This window comes from Streptomyces sp. HUAS ZL42, assembly GCF_040782645.1.
Lineage (GTDB): Bacteria > Actinomycetota > Actinomycetes > Streptomycetales > Streptomycetaceae > Streptomyces.
The window spans coordinates 3,234,392-3,254,134 of sequence record NZ_CP160403.1 but is presented as its reverse complement, the minus strand read 5'-3'; the positions used below and the strand labels follow the sequence as shown (position 1 = coordinate 3,254,134).

Annotated in this window: 12 protein-coding genes and 2 pseudogenes; 9 read left to right on the top strand and 5 right to left on the bottom strand. The window is 71.3% G+C overall.

What is annotated here, in order from left to right:
- Nucleotides 1–109 precede the first annotated feature (109 nt).
- Nucleotides 110–3,145 carry an AAA family ATPase gene (locus ABZO29_RS14805; RefSeq protein ID WP_367320646.1) on the top strand — a complete coding sequence of 1,012 codons (3,036 nt, stop codon included), beginning with the start codon at nucleotides 110–112 and terminating at the stop codon, nucleotides 3,143–3,145.
- Between the two features lie 47 nt (nucleotides 3,146–3,192).
- On the top strand, nucleotides 3,193–3,384 hold the full coding sequence (locus ABZO29_RS14800) for a DUF6191 domain-containing protein (protein WP_367320645.1): 192 nt from the start codon (nucleotides 3,193–3,195) through the stop codon (nucleotides 3,382–3,384).
- A gap of 9 nt (nucleotides 3,385–3,393) precedes the next feature.
- On the opposite strand, the gene ABZO29_RS14795 is transcribed toward ABZO29_RS14800, so the two are convergent.
- The gene (locus tag ABZO29_RS14795) at nucleotides 3,394–4,557 is read right to left on the bottom strand and encodes a sorbosone dehydrogenase family protein (protein WP_367320644.1); all 1,164 of its coding nucleotides are present in this window, start codon (nucleotides 4,555–4,557) and stop codon (nucleotides 3,394–3,396) included.
- Nucleotides 4,558–4,774: 217 nt separating this feature from the next.
- Nucleotides 4,775–5,773, bottom strand: coding sequence for an aldo/keto reductase (locus ABZO29_RS14790; protein ID WP_367320643.1), 999 nt, complete (start codon nucleotides 5,771–5,773; stop codon nucleotides 4,775–4,777).
- A 76-nt stretch (nucleotides 5,774–5,849) separates the two neighbouring features.
- Here ABZO29_RS14790 and ABZO29_RS14785 point away from each other — a divergent pair, with 76 nt between their 5' ends.
- The 6 genes from ABZO29_RS14785 to serA all read left to right on the top strand — a co-directional run bounded on the left by ABZO29_RS14785 (nucleotide 5,850) and on the right by serA (nucleotide 15,794).
- Nucleotides 5,850–6,812, top strand: coding sequence for a 2-hydroxyacid dehydrogenase (locus ABZO29_RS14785; RefSeq protein WP_367320642.1), 963 nt, complete (start codon nucleotides 5,850–5,852; stop codon nucleotides 6,810–6,812).
- Nucleotides 6,813–7,149: 337 nt separating this feature from the next.
- Entirely contained in the window at nucleotides 7,150–10,149 is a 3,000-nt protein-coding gene (locus ABZO29_RS14780; protein ID WP_367320641.1) for a putative bifunctional diguanylate cyclase/phosphodiesterase, read from the top strand.
- A gap of 243 nt (nucleotides 10,150–10,392) precedes the next feature.
- Nucleotides 10,393–12,243 (top strand): acetolactate synthase large subunit, encoded by a 1,851-nt coding sequence (locus tag ABZO29_RS14775; protein WP_367320640.1) that lies wholly within the window; start codon nucleotides 10,393–10,395, stop codon nucleotides 12,241–12,243.
- Nucleotides 12,244–12,265: 22 nt separating this feature from the next.
- The gene (ilvN, locus tag ABZO29_RS14770; RefSeq protein WP_367320639.1) at nucleotides 12,266–12,790 is read left to right on the top strand and encodes an acetolactate synthase small subunit; all 525 of its coding nucleotides are present in this window, start codon (nucleotides 12,266–12,268) and stop codon (nucleotides 12,788–12,790) included.
- 118 nt (nucleotides 12,791–12,908) lie between these two features.
- Nucleotides 12,909–13,907, top strand: coding sequence for a ketol-acid reductoisomerase (gene ilvC, locus ABZO29_RS14765; protein ID WP_367320638.1), 999 nt, complete (start codon nucleotides 12,909–12,911; stop codon nucleotides 13,905–13,907).
- Nucleotides 13,908–14,204: 297 nt separating this feature from the next.
- Nucleotides 14,205–15,794, top strand: coding sequence for a phosphoglycerate dehydrogenase (gene serA / locus ABZO29_RS14760; RefSeq protein WP_367320637.1), 1,590 nt, complete (start codon nucleotides 14,205–14,207; stop codon nucleotides 15,792–15,794).
- A 163-nt stretch (nucleotides 15,795–15,957) separates the two neighbouring features.
- Here the strand turns inward: serA and ABZO29_RS14755 are convergent.
- From ABZO29_RS14755 to ABZO29_RS14745, 3 genes and pseudogenes are all read right to left on the bottom strand, one after another.
- Nucleotides 15,958–16,626 (bottom strand): annotated as a pseudogene (locus ABZO29_RS14755) (MFS transporter); the annotation flags it as partial.
- Between the two features lie 16 nt (nucleotides 16,627–16,642).
- Nucleotides 16,643–17,360 (bottom strand): annotated as a pseudogene (locus ABZO29_RS14750) (ATP-binding cassette domain-containing protein); the annotation flags it as partial.
- A gap of 68 nt (nucleotides 17,361–17,428) precedes the next feature.
- The gene (locus ABZO29_RS14745) at nucleotides 17,429–18,616 is read right to left on the bottom strand and encodes a PucR family transcriptional regulator (protein WP_367326141.1); all 1,188 of its coding nucleotides are present in this window, start codon (nucleotides 18,614–18,616) and stop codon (nucleotides 17,429–17,431) included.
- Nucleotides 18,617–18,797: 181 nt separating this feature from the next.
- Between ABZO29_RS14745 and ABZO29_RS14740 the strand changes: the two genes are divergently transcribed.
- The gene (locus ABZO29_RS14740) at nucleotides 18,798–19,724 is read left to right on the top strand and encodes a proline dehydrogenase family protein (protein ID WP_367320636.1); all 927 of its coding nucleotides are present in this window, start codon (nucleotides 18,798–18,800) and stop codon (nucleotides 19,722–19,724) included.
- Nucleotides 19,725–19,743 lie beyond the last annotated feature (19 nt).

Sequence of the window (19,743 nt, the reverse complement as noted above, 5' to 3'; positions counted from 1 at the left end):
GCACCCACCGCTCCTCCCCGCGGCCGTGCGCGCGGCGGCCGGCGGCGTCTCCACGGCACCCCCGGCTCGCCTCCCGAAAACCGGTGCCCCGTCACCGCAGGCTCGTGCAATGCTCGGGCCTGTGGAGACCAGGTCCGTCAGCCCCGTTTTCGTGGGCCGAGCCGACGAGTTGGAGACACTGAACGACGCGCTCGCCCGAGCCGCCGCGGGTGAGCCGCAGGCGTTGCTCATCGGGGGCGAGGCCGGCGTCGGGAAGACCCGGCTCGTCGAGGAGTTCGCCACGGCGGCCTGCCGCCGGGGCGCCGTCGTCGCGCTCGGCGGCTGTGTCGAGATCGGCGCCGACGGACTGCCCTTCGCCGCGTTCTCCACCGCCCTGCGTGCCCTGCGCCGCGAACTGCCCGGCGAACTGGCCGCCGCAGCCGCCGGCCAGGAGGCCGAACTGGCCAGACTGCTGCCCGAACTGGGCGAGACCGGAACGGGCCGGCACGACGAGGAGGGCATGGCCCGCCTCTTCGAACTCACCGCGCGACTGCTGGAACGCGTCGCCGCCGACCGCACGGTCGTCGTCGCCCTGGAGGACCTGCACTGGGCCGACGCCTCCACCCGCCACCTTCTCGCCTTCCTTTTCCGCACCCTGCGCACCGGTCGCCTCCTCGTCCTCGCCACCTATCGCGCCGACGACATCCACCGCCGCCACCCGCTGCGCCCCCTCCTCGCCGAACTCGACCGGCTGCGCACGGTCCGCCGCCTCGAACTCGCCCGCTTCAACCGCGACGAGGTCAGCCGCCAGATCGCCGGAATTCTGGCCACCGAGCCCGACCCCGCCCAGGTCGACGAGATCTTCGAACGCTCCGACGGCAACGCCTTCTTCGTCGAGGAACTCGCCTGCGCGGCCCACGAGGGCTGCCGCACCGGCCTCACCGACTCCCTGCGCGATCTGCTGCTCGTCCGCGTGGAGAGCCTGCCCGAGAGCGCCCAGCGGGTCGCCCGGGTCGTCGCCGAGGGCGGCTCCACCGTCGAGTACCCGCTGCTGGCCGCCGTCGCCGGGCTCGTCGAGGACGACCTCATCGAGGCGCTGCGGGCCGCCGTGAACGCCAACATCCTGCTGGCCGCGCCCGGCGGCGACGGCTACCGCTTCCGTCACTCCCTGGTCCGCGAGGCCGTCAGCGACGACCTGCTGCCCGGCGAACGCTCCCGCCTCAACCGCCGCTACGCCGAGGCCCTGGAAGCCGATCCCACGCTCGTCCCCGCCGACGAGCGCGTCATGCGCCTGGCCAGCTACTGGTACCACGCCCACGACGCCGCCAAGGCCCTGCCCGCCGTCCTGGCCGCCTCCGCCGCCGCCCGCCGCCGGCACGCCTACAGCGAGCAACTGCGGCTCCTGGAAAGGGCGATGGAGCTGTGGGACTCCACCCCCGAGGAATTGCGCGCCCAGCTGCGCCCCGTCGACTACACCGAGGTCTACGCCCCCTGCGGCTGCGAGCCGGAGACCACCCCCCTGCACTACCTCGACCTGATGGCCGAGGCGGCCGTCGCCGGACGGCTGTGCGGGGAGCGCGAGCGTGCCCTGAAGATCACCAAGCGGGCGCTGCATCTGCTGGAGGACGAGGCGGATCCGCAGCGCGCCGCCTGGTTCTGGACCCAGCGCTCCCTGCTGGTCCAGGCGCAGGCCCGCGGCGACGGATGGCGAGAACTGGCCACCGCCCAGGAACTCGTGCGCGGTCTGCCTCCCTCCGAGGTCCACGCCGAGGTGCTCAGCACCGTCGCCAACTGGTCCATGCTCCACGAACCCGGCCCCGACGCCCTTGCCGCGGCCGAGCGCGCCGTGGAGTACGCGCGCATGGTGAACGCCCGCGAGATCGAGCTGAACGCGCGCCTCACCCTCGGCAGCCTCATGGTCAACTCGGGCGACATCGAAGCCGGGCTCGCGGCGATGTACGAGGTCAAGGAACAGGCGCTTCAGGAAGGCATCTCGTCCGTCGCGGGGCGCACCTATGTGAACCTGCCCTCCGAACTCGAAGGGGTCGGCCGTTCCCAGGAGGCCGCCGCGATCCTCCGGGAAGGGACCGTCTACACCCGGAAGGTCGGCCTGCTGCACACCGAGGCCTGGGCCTGGGGCAACCTCTCCGACTCCCTGTACTCGCTGGGCCGCTGGGACGAGGCCGCCGAGGCCGCCACCCGCGCGCAGCGGCGCGAGAACAGCGCCAAACCCCAGGGCACGGGCGCCCTGCGCCTGGCGCATGTCGCGCTGGGCCGGGGCGACGTGGCCGAGGCGGCGCGCCAACTGGCCGCTGCCCGTGACCACTTCGGCACCCATGACCCCGTACCCCAGCAGTGGCTGTCCGTGGCCCGCATCGCCGTCGGCGTGGCAGCGGCCGAGGGCCGCATCCTCGACGCCCGAGCGGAACTCCAACGCGCCCTGGACGCCGGCGTCCCGCCCGGCACCCACCGCTACAGCTGGCCGCTGCTGCTGGCCGCGGTCACCGCCGAGGCGGACGCCCCGGCACTGCCCGCCGTGACAGAGGGACGAGCCGCCGCCCTCGAACGGATCCTCGAGGCCGCCAAGAGGACCACCACCGACGCGCCCATCTGGCTCGCGTACGAGGCATGGGTGCGCGCCGAACTCCAGCGCGCCGAGGGCCGGGACACCGCCGACATCTGGTCGCAGGCGGTAGCCGCCTTCGAACGCCTGGAGCGCCCCTACGACCTCGCCCGCGTCCGCCACCGCCTGGCCGGTGCCCTCCTCTGGGCGGGCGGCGAGGACGAGCGCGCCCGCGCCACGGAACTGCTGCGCCTGGCCCACGCCGTCGCCGACCACCTCGGCGCCCGCCCGCTGACCGACGCGGTCACCCTCCTCGCCCAGCGCGCCCGCCTCCCCCTGACCGGTGCGCCCGAGCACTCGTCCGACCCCGTCGAGGCCCTCGGTCTCACCAGCCGGGAACGCGACGTCCTGCGCCTGGTCTCCGCCGGCCGCACCAATCGCCAGATCGCCGAGGAACTCTTCATCTCCCCGAAGACGGCGAGCGTCCATGTCTCGAACATCCTGGGCAAGCTCGGCGTCTCCGGCCGGGGAGAGGCGGCGGCGGTGGCACATCGGCTGGGACTGTTCCCGCCGGACGCTCGCACGGCCTCCGTGGCGGGGTGAGGCGTACGCTGGACGGGACCGGCTGACCGGCGTACGGGGAGGCGACCGTGTTCAACATGTTCGAGGAACTGTTCGCACCCGGCCGCAAACACACCCGCGACGAGCAGAACCGGCTGGAGCTGACCCGGGTCGACGTGGGGGACAACGATCCGGGGCGGGGGCCGATAGACCTCGCCTCCGGGAAGGTGGTCGTACGCCCGCCCGAGCAGTCGGCCGACGAGGAGCCCGGCGAGGAGTGACAGAGGGGGTCAGCTCACCTCCAGCTCCAGAATCCGGTCGTCGCCCTTCCTCGCATCGCCCCGGCCGTCCGTGTTGCTGGTCGTGAGCCACAGCTTGTTCCCGCCCGCGTCCGCCACCGTGCGCAGCCGCCCGTAATCGCCCTCTAGGAACGCCTGAGGGTCGGCGGAGGCCTCCGTGCCCTTCAGAGGGATGCGCCACAGGCGCTGGCCCTTCAGGCCGGCCATCCATATGGACCCCTCGGCGAAGGCGATGCCGCTGGGGGAGGCGTCGTCCGTGCCCCACTGGGCTATCGGGTTGTGGTAGGCCGGGTCGTCCGACCTGCCCTCGGCCTCCGGCCAGCCGTAGTTGTCGCCCGGCTTGACCGCGTTGAGCTCGTCCCAGGTGTCCTGGCCGAACTCCGCGGCGAACAGGCGCTGTCGGGAGTCCCAGGCCAGACCCTGCACATTGCGGTGGCCGTACGAATACACCGGGGAGCCGGGGAACGGGTTGCCCGGCGCGGGCTCGCCCTCCGGTGTCAGGCGCAGGATCTTCCCGCCCAGGGACTTCTTGTCCTGGGAGAGGCCCCGGTCGCCGCTCTCGCCCGTGCCCGCGTACAGCATTTTGTCCGGGCCGAAGGCGATCCGGCCGCCGTTGTGGACGAAACCCTTGGGGATGCCCTTGAAGATCGTGTCGGGCGCGCCCAGCTGCTCGCCGGGCGGCTTCTGCTCCTCGTACAGCATGCGGACGATGCGGTTGTCCGAGGCCGAGGTGAAGTACGCGTAGACCATGTGGTCCGAGGCGTAGTCCGGGGAGAGGGCGAGGCCCATCAGGCCGCCCTCGCCCGCGGGTGAGACCCCTGGCACCTCGCCCACCTCGGTCTTCCTGCCCGTCTCCGCGTCGACCCGCGTGATCGTCGCCTCGTCGCGGGAGGAGACGAGCAGGTCGCCGTCGGGGAGCGGGGCGAGGCCCCAGGGGGTGTTCAGGCCCGTGGCGACCGTCCGGACCACCTTCACCGTGCCCTTCGCGGGCGGGGTCTCCTCGGCGGCCTGCTGTGTGGGGGACGCCTGCGCGGTCGTACGACTCGGTGGGGAGCTGGTGCCGTCGCCCGGGTTCCCTCCGTCGTCGGAGGAGCATCCGGCCGTCAGCAGCAGCGCGCCCGCGGCCAGCACGGCCGTCACAGCTCGACGTTGCACGATCTTGGTCCCTTCGACGCGGCGGTCCAGCGGCAGGTTCTACATGTCTTACACCGCCCGCGCCTCACGGGTTCCCGATCGCGGAGGCCGATATCAGGACACTCGGCCCGGCACACGGCTTCGGCCCGGCCGGCCCGCGAGAGGCTGACGCATCGCGCCTGGTCGGGGCCGTCCGAGGACGGACACGTTCGCGATCTTCGCGACCCGGCGCTCCTCCTCAGTCCCAGGACCCCTGCGCCCCCGGCAGTCCCGCCGCCTCCGCCAGGTCCTGCGCCGTGAGCCGCAGCGCGGCCGCCGCCGCGTTCTCCGCGACCCAGCGCGCCTGCTTCGTCCCCGGTACGGGGACCACGTGGCGGCCCTGCGCCAGCACCCACGCCAGGGCCACCTGAGCGGGCGTGACCGCCTCCCCGTACCGCGCGGCGATCCGTCGCAGTCCGGCCACGATCGGCTGGTTCGCCGCCATCATCTCGGCGGTGAAACGAGGGTGGCGGGCCCGCATGTCATCCGGTTCGAAACCCTCGCCCGGCGTCAGCGTGCCGGTCAGGAAGCCGTTGCCGAGCGGCATCGCGGCCAGGAAGCCGACGCCGCGCGCCTCGCACCACGGCAGCAGCGTGTCCAGGGCCTCCGTCGACCACACCGACAACTCGGCCTCCACCGCACTCACCGGGAAGACCTGCTGCACCCGCCGCAGCTGCCGGATCGTCGTGTCGTGCAGACGGGTCCCGGACCTGCGGCCGCCCCTGGCACCCACCGCGCACAGCCCCAACGCCCGTACCTTCCCGGCCTGGACGAGCTCCGCCATCGCACCCCACGTCTCCTCGACCGGGACCTCGGGGTCGGCGCGGTGCAGCTGGTACAGGTCGATCACATCCGTCTGGAGCCGTCTCAGCGAGGCGTCGCAGGCGCGCTTCACATACCCGGGCCGTCCGTTGGCCACGACGTGCTGTTCGCCCACCAGCAGGCCGACCTTGGTCGACACGAACGCGTCCTGCCGGCGCTCCTTCAGCACCCGCCCCACCAGCAGCTCGTTGGTGAACGGGCCGTACATGTCCGCCGTGTCCAGGAGGGTCGAGCCCAGGTCGAGCGCCCGGTGCACCGCCCGCAGCGACTCGTCCCCGCGCTGCCGAGACCCGCTGTACGCCCAGCTCATCGGCATGCACCCGAGTCCGACAGCCCCCACCGCGAGCGCCGCCGCGCCGATCGTCCTGCGCTCCACCTGCCCGTGACCCTCCCTCTCCTGGCCCCCCAACCTAACCTCTGCACACAGGCGTGCCTGACATAGCCTCGCGACCATGACATCCGACGTGTGGCTCCCCATCCCTCCGGACGACATCGAAGGGCTTCCCGAAGGGCCCGACTACCTCTTCTGGGACGGGGGTGACCGAGGAGACCAGGAGTTCCCCGGCGACCCCGCCCGGTGCGCCGTGTACGTCGTGCCGTACATGAAGCGTCAGTCGGTCAAGGTCCGCCCGCTGCGGGAGATGCGGAACCTGAAGGTCGTCCAGACGCTGACCGCGGGTGTGGACGACATCACCGCCGCCCTGTCCGACCTGGTGCCCGGAGTGCAGCTGTGCAACGCGCGGGGTGTGCACGAGGCGAGCACGGCCGAACTCGCGCTCGCCCTGGCCCTGGCATCGCTGCGCGGGATCCCCGAGTTCGTCCGGGCGCAGCAACAGGGGCTCTGGCAGAGCGAGTTCCGTCCGGCGCTCGCCGACAAGAACGTCCTCGTCGTCGGCTACGGAGCCATCGGCTCGGCCATCGAGGACCGGCTCGTGCCCTTCGAGGTGGCGCGGGTGGCGCGCGTCGCGCGCTCCGCGCGCACCACGGCACGCGGTCCGGTGCATCCGCTCGCCAAACTGCCCGCCCTGCTTCCCGACGCGGACGTCGTGATCCTTTCCACGCCCCTCTCCGAGACCACCCGCCACCTGGTCGACGCCGACTTCCTGTCCCGGATGAAGGACGGCGCGCTGCTCGTGAACGTGGCCCGCGGAGGCGTCGTCGACACGAAGGCGCTGCTCGCGGAGTTGGAGACCGGCCGCATCACCGCGGCCCTCGACGTCGTCGAGCCCGAACCGCTGCCCCCGGGACACCCGTTGTGGCGTGCGCCGGGCGTGCTGATCAGCCCGCACGTCGGGGGGCCCACGTCCGCGTTCCTGCCGCGCGCCAAGCGGCTGCTGGTGGACCAGTTGAACCGTTTCGTGAACCGGGAGCCGCTGCGGCACGTGATTCTGACGACGGGAACAACAAGCGCTTAGTCCGGTTCGAGTACTCTCCGCGGCCTTTCGGGCGCGATGGGTACTCGTGCACCCCGTGATCGTCACGGAGCGTAGAGGAACTATGTCCCTGAGTGACGAGACTGGTGTATCGTCCCGACAGGGGCTGCGCCGCGCACCGTTCGGCGCCGGGGATGGACATCTCAGACTTGTGAGGGGGGCGACGGGCGATGCACGGCCTATGGACGAGCGATCCGACGCGGCGGAGCCGCCGGCGGCGACCCTGGTACTCGGCGGCGCGCAGACACGGCCACCACGGCAGCCACAGCGGCCGGCACACTCACGACGACCCGGGAGCGGCGAGGACCGGGAGGGCCCGGTGACCCCGCTCTCCTCTCCCACGACAACCCTCGACGGGGCGCGGAGGGCACAGCCTCCTGCGGAGGTGACGCGCGTCCGGCCACCGTTGCGCGGCCCCGGGTCGGGCCTGGCCCGCCAACTCGCACTGGCCCTGGTGTGCGGGGGATACGCCGTCGGTTCCGCGCTCGGCTGGGGCTCGGACGAAGTCGCGCTGATCATGGGCGACTTCGGGCTGAGCGCCGCGGCAGGCACCGCCGCGGTCTCGTGCTTCCTCTACGCGCGCACCCGCCGGGTCCGCTTTCGACTCGCCTGGCTGCTCTTCGCCCTCTCCTCGGCGATGGCGGCCCTCGGCAACCTGGTCTGGGGGTGGTACGAGGTCGTCCTGGGACTGCCCGTGCCCAGCCCCTCCTACGCCGACGGGTTCTTCCTGTGCTTCGCGCCGCCCGCCATCGTCGGGCTGCTGGTGCTCGCCAAGCGGCCGGTGACCAGGTCCGGCTGGGTGTGCCTCGCACTGGACGCCTGGCTGATCGGCGGCTCGCTGCTCACGCTGTCGTGGAGCCTGGCGCTCGCACAGGCCGCCAAGGCCGACGGGTCCAGCGTGGCGCACATCGCGCTGTCGCTGGCGTACCCGCTGCTCGACATCGCCCTGGTGAGCATGGTGCTGGCGCTGCACTTCACGCGCTCCGCGGTGAACCGCACCGCCGTGAACACCGCGATCGGCGCGCTCGCCCTGACCGTGATGTGCGACGCCCTGTTCACCTCGCCGCTGCTGCACGCCACCTACCGCTCGGGTCAGCTGCTCGACGCGGGCTGGTTCGCCGGCTCGCTGCTATTGGCGTACGCCCCCTGGGCCACCTCCCGGCGGGGCGGACCGCCCGACGAGGGGCACACGCGCGTGGTGCACGAGCACGTGCCCGGACAGCGCACGACGAACCACTCCGTGCCGCCACAGGGGGGTGATCACAGCCGGTACCCGGCCGGCCGGCCCCTCACCGGCTCCCTGACCGCGCTCACCCCGTACCTCGCCGCAGCGGTCTGCACTCTGGGGATCCTCTACAACGTCCTCAGCGGCCGCAGCGTCGACCGTGTGGTCCTGCTCACCGGCGGCACCGTGGTACTGGCCCTCGTGGTGCGCCAGGGCATCATGCTGCTCGACAACATCACCCTCACCCAGGAACTGGCGCAGAAGGAGAACCACTTCCGCTCCCTGGTGCAGGACTCCAGTGACGTCATCATGATCGCCGCGCCCAACGGCGTCCTCCGGTACGTCTCCCCGGCCGCGGCCGGGGTCTACGGACGCCCCGCGGACGAGCTCGTGGGCAGCGAACTGGCCAATCTCATCCACCCGGAGGATCTGGGCTGCGTGGTGCACGAGGTGCGCCGCTTCCTCGCCGCCGGCCCGCTCGAGGAACCGACCACGCGCATCGAGTGCCGTTTCCGGTCCGGCGACGGCGGCTGGCTGAACGTGGAGTCGACCGTCAACCGCCACCACGGCGGGCTCATCCTCAACAGCCGGGACGTGACCGAAAGGGTGCGCCTGCAGGCGCAGCTCCAGCACAACGCCGAACACGACCCGCTCACCGACCTGCCCAACCGCGCGCTGTTCACCAAGCGTGTGCAGCAGGCGCTGTCCGGCCGCCGTTCCTCCGACCGGGGCGCCGCCCTGAGGGGCACGGCCGTCCTCTTCATCGACCTGGACGGCTTCAAGGCCGTCAACGACACGATCGGGCACCAGGCCGGGGACGAGCTGCTCGTCCAGGCCGCCCGCAGACTCCAGGACGCGGTCCGGCAGGGGGACACCGCGTCCCGGCTGGGCGGCGACGAGTTCGCGGCCCTGATCGTCGGCGACGGAACCCGCGACCGCACCGCCCGTGAACGCCACATCCTGGAGCTCGCCGACCGCCTCAGGGTGACCCTTTCACAGCCGTACGAGATCGACGGTAACGATGTCCGGGTCAACGCCTCCATCGGCGTCTCCTTCGCCGAACCCGGCCTCGGTGCGGGCGAGTTGCTGCGCAACGCCGATCTCGCCATGTACCGGGCCAAGGCCGGCGGCAAGGGCCGCGTCGAGCTGTACAAGCCGCAGATGCAGCAGGACGTCGTACGCAGGGCGGAACTGGCCACACGGCTGCGGGCCGCGCTGAACGACGGCGAGTTCACGCTGCTGCACCAGCCCGTGGTCTGTCTGGAGGACGGCCGGATCGCATCGGTCGCCGCCCAGGCGCGCTGGCGCTCCTCGCAGGGCGTGCTGTTCACGCCGGCCGAGTTCCTGCGGGTGGCGGAGGACAGCGACAAGACGTCCGAACTGGGCCGCTGGATCCTGGAGGAGGCGGTCGAGCAGGCCGCCGAGCGCGCCGCGACCGGCCTGAACGTGCCGGTTGCCGTGCGCATGAGCGCCCCGCGCCTGCTGGACCGGTCGATGCCGCTGGGCTCCGTCGAGGCCCTGCTCACCCGGCACGGGCTGCCGTCCGGCTCGCTGCTGATCGAACTGGCCGACACCGATCCACGGGTCCCGCTGGACGAGCTGGAGCGACGTCTGGGGGCGCTCAGGCGGCTCGGGGTCCGGATCGCGCTCGACGGCTTCGGCAGCGGCTACGCGGCGATCACGGCCCTGCGGCGGCTCCCCGTCGACGTGCTGAAACTCGACCGTACCCTGGTCGAGGGCGTCGTCGAGTCCGCGCGGCTGCACAAGATCACCAGCGGTCTGCTGCGCATCGCCACCGACCTCGGGCTGCAGTCCGTGGCCGAGGGCGTGGACCTTCCGGAGCAGGTCGTCGCCCTTCGCTCGATGGGCTGCACACACGGACAGGGCATGGTGTTCGCCGGGCCGCTGGACGAGTACCGGCTGCGCCGGGCGCTCCGTTCCGGCCACTGTCCGGTGCCGCACGGCCCGGCCGAACCCGCCTTCGCGGGAGGCGGTGGCGGGGTGTACACCAGTGGCACGAGTGGTGTGACCGCCGTCCTGGGCGGCGGGACCACTCTGCGCTCACATAATGAGACTCCCGTCCCACCCACTTGACACCGGGTGCGTGCCGGGGGGAGGGTCTGTGCCATGCGCACCCGAATTCTCGTACTTGGACAGCGCGTCGGCTGAGCTGGGACCCACCGGAGGACGATCCGGAAACCCCAGCGACCACACCGGCGCGCTCCCCTCGCTTGCCTTTTGGCACGAGGGGTTTTTTGTTGCACAGGCACCTGCCGTACAGCAGCCGCACACCGCACGAACTTCGCAAAAACCCTCAGCATCGAGAAGAGAATGCCGATGACCGAGCAGGCCACCGGGGCCCATCATCCGCAGCCGCGGCCCCGATCCGGAGGACAGCAGTCCGCCCCCGTCGAGCACGTGACGGGTGCGCAGTCCCTCATCCGCTCTCTCGAGGAGGTCGGCGCCGACACGGTATTCGGCATTCCCGGCGGTGCGATCCTTCCCGCCTACGACCCGCTGATGGACTCCACCAAGGTCCGTCACGTCCTGGTCAGGCACGAGCAGGGCGCCGGTCACGCGGCCACGGGTTACGCGCAGGCCACCGGCCGGGTCGGCGTCTGCATGGCCACCTCGGGCCCGGGCGCCACCAACCTCGTCACCCCGATCGCGGACGCGCACATGGACTCGGTGCCGCTCGTGGCGATCACCGGTCAGGTCGCGTCCAAGGCGATCGGCACGGACGCCTTCCAGGAGGCGGACATCGTCGGCATCACGATGCCGATCACGAAGCACAACTTCCTGGTCACCAAGGCCGAGGACATCCCGCGCACCATCGCGCAGGCCTTCCACATCGCTTCCACCGGCCGCCCCGGCCCGGTCCTGGTCGACATCGCCAAGGACGCCCTCCAGGCGCAGACCGTCTTCAGCTGGCCGCCCACCACGGACCTGCCCGGCTACCGCCCGGTGACCAAGCCGCACGCCAAGCAGATCCGTGAGGCGGCCAAGCTGATCACCTCGGCCAGGCGGCCCGTCCTCTACGTCGGCGGCGGCGTCCTCAAGGCCAATGCCACCGCCGAGCTGAAGGTCCTCGCAGAACTCACCGGAGCGCCCGTCACCACCACCCTGATGGCGCTCGGCGCGTTCCCCGACAGCCACCCGCTGCACGTGGGAATGCCGGGCATGCACGGTTCGGTCACCGCCGTCACCGCGCTGCAGAAGGCCGACCTGATCGTCGCCCTCGGAGCCCGCTTCGACGACCGCGTCACCGGCAAGCTGGACAGCTTCGCCCCGTACGCCAAGATCGTCCACGCCGACATCGACCCGGCCGAGATCGGCAAGAACCGCGCCGCCGACGTGCCGATCGTCGGTGACGCCCGCGAGGTCATCGCCGACCTGATCCAGGCCGTCCAGAAGGAGCACAGCGAGGGCCAACAGGGCGACTACACCGCCTGGTGGACCGACCTCAACCGCTGGCGCGAGACCTACCCGCTCGGCTACGACCAGCCCGACGACGGCTCGCTCTCCCCGCAGCAGGTCATCGAGCGCATCGGGCAGCTCGCGCCGGAGGGCACGATCTTCGCGGCGGGCGTCGGCCAGCACCAGATGTGGGCCGCGCACTTCATCACGTACGACAAGCCGGCCACCTGGCTGAACTCCGGCGGCGCCGGGACGATGGGCTACGCCGTCCCGGCCGCCATGGGCGCCAAGGCCGGCGCGCCGGAGCGGGCCGTCTGGGCGATCGACGGCGACGGCTGCTTCCAGATGACCAACCAGGAGCTCACCACCTGCGCCCTGAACAACATCCCGATCAAGGTCGCCGTCATCAACAACGGCGCCCTGGGGATGGTCCGCCAGTGGCAGACCCTCTTCTACAACCAGCGGTACTCCAACACGGTGCTGCACTCCGGGCCGGACGACGTCAACCCGGCCGCGCGCGGCACCCGCGTCCCCGACTTCGTGAAGCTGTCGGAGGCCATGGGCTGCCACGCGATCCGCTGCGAGTCCCCGGACGAGCTGGACAAGGTCATCGAAGAGGCGAACTCCATCAACGACCGTCCGGTCGTCGTCGACTTCATCGTCCACGAGGACGCGATGGTGTGGCCGATGGTCGCCGCCGGCACCTCCAACGACGAGATCATGGCCGCCCGGGACGTCCGCCCCGACTTCGGCGACAACGAAGACGACTGAGCGAGAGAGACGCAAAAAGACCATGTCCAAGCACACGCTCTCCGTCCTGGTGGAGAACACGCCCGGCATCCTCGCCCGGATCGCCGCCCTGTTCTCCCGTCGCGGCTTCAACATCGACTCGCTCGCGGTCGGCGTCACCGAGCACGCCGACATCTCCCGCATCACCATCGTGGTGAACGTGGAGGATCTGCCGCTGGAGCAGGTGACGAAGCAGCTCAACAAGCTCGTCAACGTGCTGAAGATCGTCGAACTGGAGCCGGGTTCGGCCGTTCAGCGGGAACTCGTTCTGGTGAAGGTGCGCGCCGACAACGAGACCCGCTCCCAGATCGTCGAGATCGTCCAGCTGTTCCGCGCCAAGACCGTCGACGTCTCCCCGGAGGCCGTCACCATCGAGGCCACCGGCGGCAGCGACAAGCTGTCCGCCATGCTCAAGATGCTGGAGCCGTTCGGCATCAAGGAGCTCGTCCAGTCCGGCACGATCGCGATCGGCCGCGGTGCCCGTTCGATCACGGACCGGTCGCTGCGCGCTCTCGACCGGTCGGCGTAAGGACGCGTTCGGGCGGCCGGGGGAATCCGGCCGCCCGTATGCCGAGACCCCGAAACTTCCCTTCCCCTCGCCGTCATACGGTGGGACGCAACACCAGCACACAAGGAGAGAACCCAAAGTGGCCGAGCTGTTCTACGACGCTGACGCCGACCTGTCCATCATCCAGGGCCGCAAGGTCGCGGTCATCGGCTACGGCAGCCAGGGCCACGCCCACGCGCTGTCGCTGCGTGACTCGGGCGTCGACGTGCGTGTCGGTCTGCCCGAGGGCTCCAAGTCCAAGGCGAAGGCCGAGGAGCAGGGCCTGCGTGTGGTGACGCCGTCCGAGGCCGCCGCCGAGGCCGACGTCATCATGATCCTCGTTCCGGACCCGATCCAGGCCCAGGTCTACGAGGAGTCCATCGCCCCCAACCTGAAGGACGGCGACGCGCTGTTCTTCGGCCACGGCTTCAACATCCGCTTCGGCTTCATCAAGCCCCCGGCCGGCGTCGACGTCTGCATGGTCGCCCCGAAGGGCCCGGGTCACCTGGTCCGCCGCCAGTACGAGGAGGGCCGCGGCGTTCCCTGCATCGCCGCCGTCGAGCAGGACGCCTCCGGCAGCGCCTTCGCCCTGGCCCTGTCGTACGCCAAGGGCATCGGCGGCACCCGCGCCGGCGTCATCAAGACGACCTTCACCGAGGAGACCGAGACCGACCTGTTCGGTGAGCAGGCCGTCCTCTGCGGTGGTACGGCCGCGCTGGTCAAGGCCGGCTTCGAGACGCTGACCGAGGCCGGCTACCAGCCGGAGATCGCCTACTTCGAGTGCCTGCACGAGCTGAAGCTGATCGTCGACCTCATGTACGAGGGCGGCCTGGAGAAGATGCGCTGGTCGATCTCCGAGACCGCCGAGTGGGGCGACTACGTCACCGGCCCCCGCATCATCACGGACGCCACCAAGGCCGAGATGAAGCAGGTCCTCGCCGAGATCCAGGACGGCACCTTCGCCCAGCAGTGGATGGACGAGTACCACGGCGGCCTGAAGAAGTACAACGAGTACAAGCAGCAGGACTCCGAGCACCTGCTGGAGACCACCGGCAAGCAGCTGCGCAAGCTGATGAGCTGGGTGAACGAGGAGGCGTAAGCCTCGGGTCGAGGGGCCGGAGCACCATGCTCCGGCCCCTTCGGCGAACCACGGGTAACATCCGAAGAAAAAGGTGTTGTCCACCCCGTCCAGCCACAGACGGGTGATCCTTCCGCAGGGGCGCAAGACGGCCTCCGCCGCGCCACTACACTGCTGCACATATACGCGTCAGGCCCACAGCGTCGTGCGTCTTCCACGCGGCTAAGCGACACCGAGGCTTTCCCGGCGCCGCACCCCCTCCTCCGCCTGCGGCCGTCGGGACGGCCGTCCGCATGCATTGGACTTGTGAGGACTCACGTGAGCTCGAAACCTGTCGTACTCATCGCTGAAGAGCTGTCGCCCGCAACCGTGGACGCGCTTGGCCCGGACTTCGAGATCCGGCACTGCAACGGAGCGGACCGAGCCGAACTGCTCCCGGCCATCGCCGACGTCGACGCGATCCTGATCCGCTCGGCGACGAAGGTCGACGCGGAGGCCATCGCCGCCGCGAACAAGCTGAAGGTCGTCGCACGAGCCGGCGTCGGCCTGGACAATGTCGACGTCTCCGCCGCCACCAAGGCCGGCGTGATGGTCGTCAACGCCCCCACCTCGAACATCGTGACCGCCGCCGAGCTGGCCTGCGGTCTCCTCGTCGCCACCGCCCGGCACATCCCGCAGGCCAACGCCGCGCTGAAGAACGGCGAGTGGAAGCGGAGCAAGTACACGGGCGTGGAGCTCGCCGAGAAGACCCTCGGTGTCGTCGGCCTCGGCCGCATCGGTGCGCTCGTCGCTCAGCGCATGTCCGCCTTCGGCATGAAGGTCGTCGCCTACGACCCCTACATCCAGCCTGCGCGCGCCGCGCAGATGGGCGTCAAGGTGCTGTCGCTGGACGAGCTGCTCGAGGTTTCCGACTTCATCACCGTCCACCTGCCGAAGACCCCCGAGACGCTCGGCCTCATCGGCGACGAGGCGCTGCGCAAGGTCAAGCCCAGCGTGCGCATCGTCAACGCCGCGCGCGGCGGGATCGTCGACGAGGAGGCGCTGTACTCCGCCCTCAAGGAGGGCCGGGTCGCAGGCGCCGGCCTCGACGTGTACGCGAAGGAGCCGTGCACGGACTCGCCGCTCTTCGAGTTCGACCAGGTCGTGGCCACGCCGCACCTCGGCGCGTCGACCGACGAGGCCCAGGAGAAGGCGGGTATCGCCGTCGCCAGGTCCGTGCGGCTGGCCCTCGCGGGCGAGCTCGTGCCGGACGCGGTGAACGTCCAGGGCGGTGTCATCGCCGAGGACGTCAAGCCCGGCCTGCCGCTCGCCGAGCGCCTCGGCCGGATCTTCACCGCGCTCGCCGGTGAGGTCGCGGTCCGCCTCGACGTCGAGGTGTACGGCGAGATCACCCAGCACGACGTGAAGGTGCTGGAGCTCAGCGCCCTCAAGGGCGTCTTCGAGGACGTCGTCGACGAGACCGTGTCGTACGTCAACGCCCCGCTGTTCGCCCAGGAGCGCGGTGTCGAGGTACGGCTGACCACCAGCTCCGAGTCTTCGGACCACCGCAACGTCGTCACCGTGCGCGGCACGCTCGCCGGCGGCGAGGAGGTGTCGGTCTCCGGCACCCTGGCCGGCCCCAAGCACCTGCAGAAGATCGTGGCCGTCGGCGACTACGACGTCGACCTCGCGCTCGCCGACCACATGGTCGTCCTCAAGTACGAGGACCGTCCGGGCGTCGTCGGCACGGTGGGCCGCATCCTCGGCGAGGCCGGTATCAACATCGCCGGTATGCAGGTCGCGCGTGCGGTGGCGGGCGGTGAGGCGCTGGCGGTGCTGACCGTGGACGACACGGTGTCCGCCGGGGTTCTGGCGGAGGTCGAGGCGGAGATCGGCGCGACCTCCGCCCGCTCGGTGAACCTGGCCTGACGTTGCCGCCTGCCTCGGGTGACCGTCGGTTGAGGTAGCCGTCCCTGGGGGCTCTGCCCCCAGACCCCCGTTCGCCCTGAACGGGCTCGTCCTCGAACGCCGGACGGGCTGACATCTGTCAGCCCGTCCAGCGTTCGCGCGTTCCGCATGTTTCCTCAGGCAGTCACCGTCTCCAGTTTTTCGGTCGCCTCCTCCGCACCCGAACTCCCCGCAGCGTCACCGTCGCCAGCACCGCCGCCCCCGTCAGAAGCAGGGCCCCCGCGATCGTCGCCCCCTGCATCCCGCTGGGGAACGCCTCCCGGGCCGTCGTCGCCAGCGCGTCACCCGTGCGCTCCGGAAGCTGCCGGGCCACCGCCAGCGCGCCGCCCAGCGTCTCGTGGACCGGTGTCGGCGCCGAGTCCGGGATCCCGTGGCGGTAGATCGCCGTACCGATGGACCCGGGGACCGCCATGCCCAGCGCGCCGCCGAACTCCGCCCCGGTCTCCATCAGGGAGGAGGCGGCACCGGCCCGCTCGACCGGCGCGGTGCCCATCGCGAGGTCCGTCACCTGGGAGATGACCATGCCGATTCCCGAGGCGAGGACACCGCAGGCGGCCGGCACCAGCCACATCGAGTCCGTACCGGCGAGGGCCGGCATCCCGTAACCGGCCGCCGCGATCACGAAGCCCGCGGTCACCACCGTGGCGCGGTTGACGCCCTTCTGGACGAGGGCGGTGGCCATCGGCGCCGCCATGCCGATCGGCACCGAGGGGAGCAGCGTCCACAGAGCGGCGTCCAGTGCGCGCTTGTCCAGCACGGACTGCAGGTACTGCGTGGTGAAGAAGGCCGAGCCCGCATCTCCGCCCCCCCCGGTCCGCGAAGTGCCTTACCACCGCGCGGTCGTGGCAGATGAACAGGTATCCGAGGCCCAACTCGTCCTGCAGGTCGGCGAGCAGGTTGAGCACGCCGGCCCGCACGGACGGATCCAGGGCCGACACCGGCTCGTCCAGGACCAGCAGGCGCGGACCGGAGGCCAACGCGCGGGCGATGCCCACCCGTTGACACTGGCCGCCGGAGAGTTCGTGCGGGCGGCGGTCGCCGTACGACGGGTCCAGACCGACCCGGTCGAGGAGTTCGGCCACGCGAGCGGGGCCCTGGGCGGGGGTCCAGCGCACCTGGACCCCCGCTCGCTGCCGCATGCCGCCGGAGTACTCGTGCGGATACGCCCGCCGCTCTGCGGGCCGCGTCCGGGATGCCCACCCGGTCGAGCGCGGCGACCGCCCGGGCCCGCGCCTCCCTGCCGGAGACCCGGCTCACCGACCGTACGGCGGTGGCGAGTTGGTCACCCACGGCGTGCACGGGGGAGAGGGCGGCCAGGGCGTCCTGCGGGACCAGGGCGATACGGCGGCGCCGGAGCGCGGCGAGGCCGGCGCAACCGTCCAGCCGGATCTCCCCGCCCGTGGCCGCGCCCCGCGGCGCCATCCCGAGGAGCGCCCGCGCCGTGAGGGACTTGCCCCCGCCCGATTCGCCGACGAGGGCGGGCACTTCGCAGAAGGGTGACCCATTCCGGCCCGTCCGGCGTTTCAGGACGAGGCCGTTGAGACCGACGGGGTCCAGGGGCGGAGCCCGGGCCGAAGTGGTCCCCGGTGGGCTGTCTACAGTCGTGTCGCCTTCAATGCCATGTGCAGCAGCAGCCTGTCCTCGCCGTCGTCCAGGTCCAGGCCCGTCAGTTGCTCCACGCGGGACAGTCGGTAGTACAGGGTCTGGCGGTGGATACCCAGCTCCGCTGCCGTGCGGCCCGCCTGGCCCGCGCAGTCGAGGTAGACCTCCGCCGTGCGGGCCAGTTCGTGGTGGGCGGGGGAGAGGAGGGGGGCGACCGCGGGGTCGCGGGACGTTTCCGGCGGGAGCGAGGTCAGCAGGCGGTACGGCCCGATGCCGGACCACTCGGCGACCGGGCCGAAGCGGGGCTCCGCCAGTGCCGCACGGGCCGCCGCGGACGCCTCGTGCCACGCGGCGCCCAGATCGGCGAGGCCGAGACGCGCCGCCGCGATCCCGGCCGCTGGAGGACCTCCTCCCGCGCCCGCCCGCTCCAGCAGCCGCCCCGCCGCCGACGTGGCCGGTGTCAGCGTGTCCGTCGAGCGCAGCCGGACCAGCAGGGCGAGGGAGTGCCCCGTGGCTCCCCACGGGACCGTGCACAGCGCCGTCGCCCCCGGCAGCGTACGGACAGAAGGGGCGTCGTCGGGGTCGGCCGACGGCCAGGGCGCCACGCACACCACCGTGTGCGGACCGTCCGCGCGGACTCCCAGGGCGGTGCGCAACTCGGCCACCGCCATGTCCCGCTGCCAGCCGCGCTCCGCGGAGAGGACCGCCCGCAGTTCGCGGGTGAGGTCGGCGCCGTGCTGGGCCTCGTCCGCGAGCAGCGCGCCGATGCGTCCCGTGACCTCCATGGAGGCGGTCAGCTGCTCGTCGGAGGGGCCCGGCTCGCCCTCGAGGAGCCAGACGTAGCCGAGAACCACGCCCCGGTGCCGTACGGGCAGGCAGATGCGCCCCCGGTACACCCCCGCCTCCGGGGTCGGCGGAATACGGACCGGCCCCGTCGCTCGCGTGATGCCGAACCCCTCGAACCATTTCCGGACCTTCGCCGTGGAGCGGCGCGTCAGGATCGAGCGGGTGCGGACAGGGTCCAGGGCAGTGGCGTCCAGGTCGTCCTCGCTGTCGTACGCGCCGAACGCGATCAGCTCGAAGTCCCGGTTCTCCAGGGTCGCCGGGGCGCCGAGCAGCTCCGAGATCTCGTCGACCAGCTCCTGGTAGTCACCCTTGTGGTCCTTGTACTCCGGCGTCACCCGGGCATTCTCCCCCAATTCCGCGCCCCTTCATACATCTGTCTGAGATCTGCCGCACGGATGCGTGACAGCTGTCGATGGCTGACGATCGGAGGGATCCTTAGGTTTCACGGTGGTTCCCCGTGCCGTACCCGAATCTTCGGGAATCGGCCTCATATGGGTTGGTATGTGGAGGTGCCCCGTGCTGGGTCCCGTGATTCTCGCCGCGTCGCGCAGCGACCGGATGCGACGCCTGATCTCGGCGGCCCCGGTGACCAAGCAGGTCGTCGACCGCTTCATACCCGGTGAGACGGTGGACGACATCGTGCCGATCATCGAGGAGCTCACGGACCGCGGTCTCGAGCTCACCATGGACGTCGTCGGCGAGGACATCACCACCCCCGGGCAGGCCGCCGCCGCCCGCGACGCCTACCTCGGGCTGATCGACCGGCTCAAGCCGCTGGGCCTCGGCCCGAAGGTCGAGATGTCCGTCAAGCTCTCCATGTTCGGCCAGGCACTCGAAGGCGGCCACGAACTCGCGCTCGCCAACGTCCGGCCCGTCGTCGAGGCAGCCGCCGCCATCGGTACGGCCGTCACCCTCGACGCGGAGGACCACACCACGCTCGACTCGATGTTCGCCATCCACGAGGAGCTGCGGAAGGACCACCCGGAGACCGGCTGTGTCATCCAGGCATATCTCTTCCGCACCGAGGCCGACGCCCACCGCCTCGCCGCGAACGGCAGCCGCGTGCGGCTGGTGAAGGGCGCGTACAAGGAGCCCGCCGAGGTCGCCCACCAGAAGAAGCACGAGATCGACAAGGCGTACGTCCGGGTCCTGCGGACTCTGATGGAGGGCGACGGGTACCCGATGATCGGGTCCCACGACCCGCGGCTGATCTCCATCGCCCAGGAGCTGGCCCGCCGCGCCGCGCGCAAGCTCGACGAGTACGAGTTCCAGATGCTGTACGGCATCCGCAGCGAGGAGCACCTGCGGCTGGCCGCCGAGGGCCACCGCATGCGCGTCTACACCGCCTACGGCACGGACTGGTACGGCTACTTCATGAGGCGGCTCGCTGAGAAGCCGGCGAACCTGCGGTTTTTCCTGCGGAGCGTGGTCGGTCATGGCTGATGCATCTGGGTTGTGCTGT